This is a genomic window from Cupriavidus neocaledonicus (genome assembly GCF_000372525.1).
Taxonomy (GTDB): domain Bacteria; phylum Pseudomonadota; class Gammaproteobacteria; order Burkholderiales; family Burkholderiaceae; genus Cupriavidus; species Cupriavidus neocaledonicus.
The window spans coordinates 1-2,924 of record NZ_AQUR01000024.1 but is presented as its reverse complement, the minus strand read 5'-3'; the positions used below and the strand labels follow the sequence as shown (position 1 = coordinate 2,924).

At 55.8% G+C, this 2,924-nt stretch carries 1 protein-coding gene and 1 pseudogene; one reads left to right on the top strand and one right to left on the bottom strand.

Going from position 1 to position 2,924, the window contains the following annotated elements; translation table 11 throughout:
• Nucleotides 1-660 precede the first annotated feature (660 nt).
• A pseudogene (locus A3AG_RS32390) lies at nt 661-1,084 on the top strand (transposase family protein); the annotation flags it as partial.
• Between the two features lie 73 nt (nt 1,085-1,157).
• On the opposite strand, the gene A3AG_RS0100215 reads toward A3AG_RS32390, so the two are convergent.
• The gene (locus tag A3AG_RS0100215) at nt 1,158-1,985 is read right to left on the bottom strand and encodes a sterol desaturase family protein (RefSeq protein ID WP_012354745.1); all 828 of its coding nucleotides are present in this window, start codon (nt 1,983-1,985) and stop codon (nt 1,158-1,160) included.
• Nucleotides 1,986-2,924: the final 939 nt, after the last annotated feature.

Sequence of the window (2,924 nt, the reverse complement as noted above, 5' to 3'; positions counted from 1 at the left end):
GTAAGCCTCCGAATCGAGATCATTCAGGTTGGCTAGAGCCACCGCCGAATAGACGGCGGCGCCGCGTTCGCTGCTACGTCCGTTGTCGACTGACTTAATGCGCAGCCCATCGGCTTCGTGGTATCGCTTTTGGACGATACCTTGCTCAGCGCCGAGCGTAGCCAGACCTCGAAGGCTTACGCCCGTTCCTGTCGGACACGCTTTCGCTCGTAGGGCGCTTCTCGCGGATGTCAGCGTCGTTCCTGCGTGCCAGGAGAGATAGTGGATCTTTCGTCTAGCATGGGCAAGACATCCAACCCCTGAACATGGCGTCTTTATAAATGGAGTTGTAGCTTGCGACCGTGTCGGTGCAGAATTCTTCTGAAGCCTTTCACCAGGGCCGAGTTCTGCGGGAAGAGCGGATCTGAGTTCCTCCCTGACATACGTTCATCGAGGTGCCAAGCGGAGCCCGGTGCGACGCGTCCGGCGTTCGCCCGACGGGGAAACTGCGCGCCAAACCAGTCACACCAGTTCCGCACCCACTCGGTGTTGAAGCTCACCCCGCACTGGATGTGAAGCTGTAATGCGTTGTATCGTGGCTCATCTGAACTGAGTCTGGAAAACCGGAAGTCGCCAAACACCCAGACTTCCAAGAGCTCAGCCGGATGAAAACCCATAAGAATGCCAACCTTCGCCCGCCGACCCGAGATCCAAGACATCACCGAACATGGTCTGAGTGTCCCGAAGCAACCGCTTAGCCATTGCGTTACAGCACCGACGGCTCAAGTGGCTGGGCCGTTGTCTGGCCGGTAGCGTGCCGACGCTTCGTCCCGGCCGGGCCGCTCGCCGTGGAGGACCCGTCCAAGGCCCTGTTGATCGTGGAGTTGAGCCAACGGCGTATGCTCCAGCGGCAAATCGCCCGCAATGTTGGTGTTTCCGAACCCACTGTAGCCGGTGCTCGCGCGCGCTAGCCTGTCCAGGCTCGCGGGTCTTCAGCCACGCGAGCCCGTCATGCGCTTTGAACAGGCCGCTCCGGGTGACCTGCTGCACATCAATACCAAGCTCGGTCGCATTTGAGCGGCCCAGCCACCGCGTGACCGGCAACTCCGCGATTCAATTGGCAGCAACACAAGTGCGACAAGCCGTCATGAGGTGTGCACCGCACTTAATCGATAACCTTAATTCCGTACGCCACTTCCGACCGTCGCTTTGCGCCAGCGGCTTTGGTCAAAAGGAAACATAAGGTAATCGCGCACCGTGATCGGTTCAGACTGGCTTGCGAGGCCAACTTCCGGCCACTCGTCCTTTGTCGGCCAGTACGCCGTACGGAAAATCGTGTCCCAGAGCGTCGTAAATGTCCCGAAGTTTCGGCCCCTGTGACGCGCTTCTATTGAATGGTGAATACGATGGAACTTGCCATCCCCGACGATGTATCGTAGCAGCCCAAGATGAATTCGCGTGCTCGAGTGAGACAAGTGGACCTGAAAGGCAATCAGCGTCAGGGCAACAGTTGGCACGACGCCAGATTCGAAGCGGATCAGAGCGAGCGGCATTGCGACGAAAAAAGCATAAATAAGCGGCTCAGATAAGTGATGAGCACAATTCCAAGCCGTCAGTTCGCGGATAGAATGATGGGTGGCGTGCATGCGCCACAGGAATGGAATAGCATGCTGTGCACGGTGCATCCAGTAGCGGAAGAAATCAGCGGCAATTGCGACTAGAACGCCTGAAAGAACGCCGAAGCCCGCGCTAATAATTGCGTTGTCAGAGTGAAACAACGTCCCGAAATTCACCGTCAGGAGCGGCTTGACCCCTAACCATTCAAGAGCCACAGCGTAGACGTGCCAGACAACTGCAGCGAACCCAAGGCGAATGATCCAATTTCGTACTCCGCGAACATATGACGCAAAACTGTATCGATAAGCCGGAAACATCAGCTCGAGCGCGACACAGACGGTAGCGAATATCGCTACGAACTTGAACGAGTTTACGAAAAACCCGGCCATCTGATTTACATCAAAAAGGTGCAATTGTCTACTCCGTCAACGAGGCTGTATGCTTTCTGGTGGAGATTTTAGGCCAATGGAAACGCGATATGTCGCTCAAGCCATTTTCGCTCGGATCGCGCGCACAAAAACCAAGCAATCTTGACGTTACATTCCATGGCGTATTCACACAGAGATCTGCCACCGTTGGAATCTATCACGGATAGGTCGACATTTCTCGAAGTTTGGCAATCGATTGTTTGGATGGGACTCATTCGAATCCCAAATGACTCTCACACCTCCGCAGTTCTGGTCTACGCCGGAATCTCAGAAAATCCCGCCATAACGGCAAACGGGTTATGACGCAGGGCCGCTGTTCGATGAGGATTGTCGAAAAGGTGGCGGCGATCCTGACAGTATCGACAGACCCAATGTAGATTGGCTGGACCGGATCCAGATGTCGCTGAAGGCCGCCAGCGCCACATCGTACTAGCCATCGGTGTTGGTCGAGCGCATGGGCGTTCAAGTTTGGAGACGAGCCCGCCCAGGCCGCACACGCCGATGCCGGCCTTGAATACCGTTACGCCACCTGACAGATTGACCGCGAAGAAGAACGCCTTGGTCGGGACCATGTGCGACAGGATCGTTCTCGCGATCGCATTGCTTGCATTGATTCAGCGCGTTGAAGTTCGATATCTTTAAAACTCAAAGCCGAAATGCAAGACCTCGAATTTTCGGCCTCAGTGTGCGAGAACGGGTAGTTGAGGATATCTCCGACCGGACACGGTTCCAGGCCGGCATGGAGCGTTTAGCTTGGGAACTAACAGGCCGCTGAAATACCTCCAGCGGACGTCAGCGCGACGATTGGCTGAAGCGTTGCTTTGAGGATCCCATCCAATCCCACATTCATGCGCGGCGCAGATACCTTCACGGAAAGCTTGTTCACTATGCGGAGGCTGG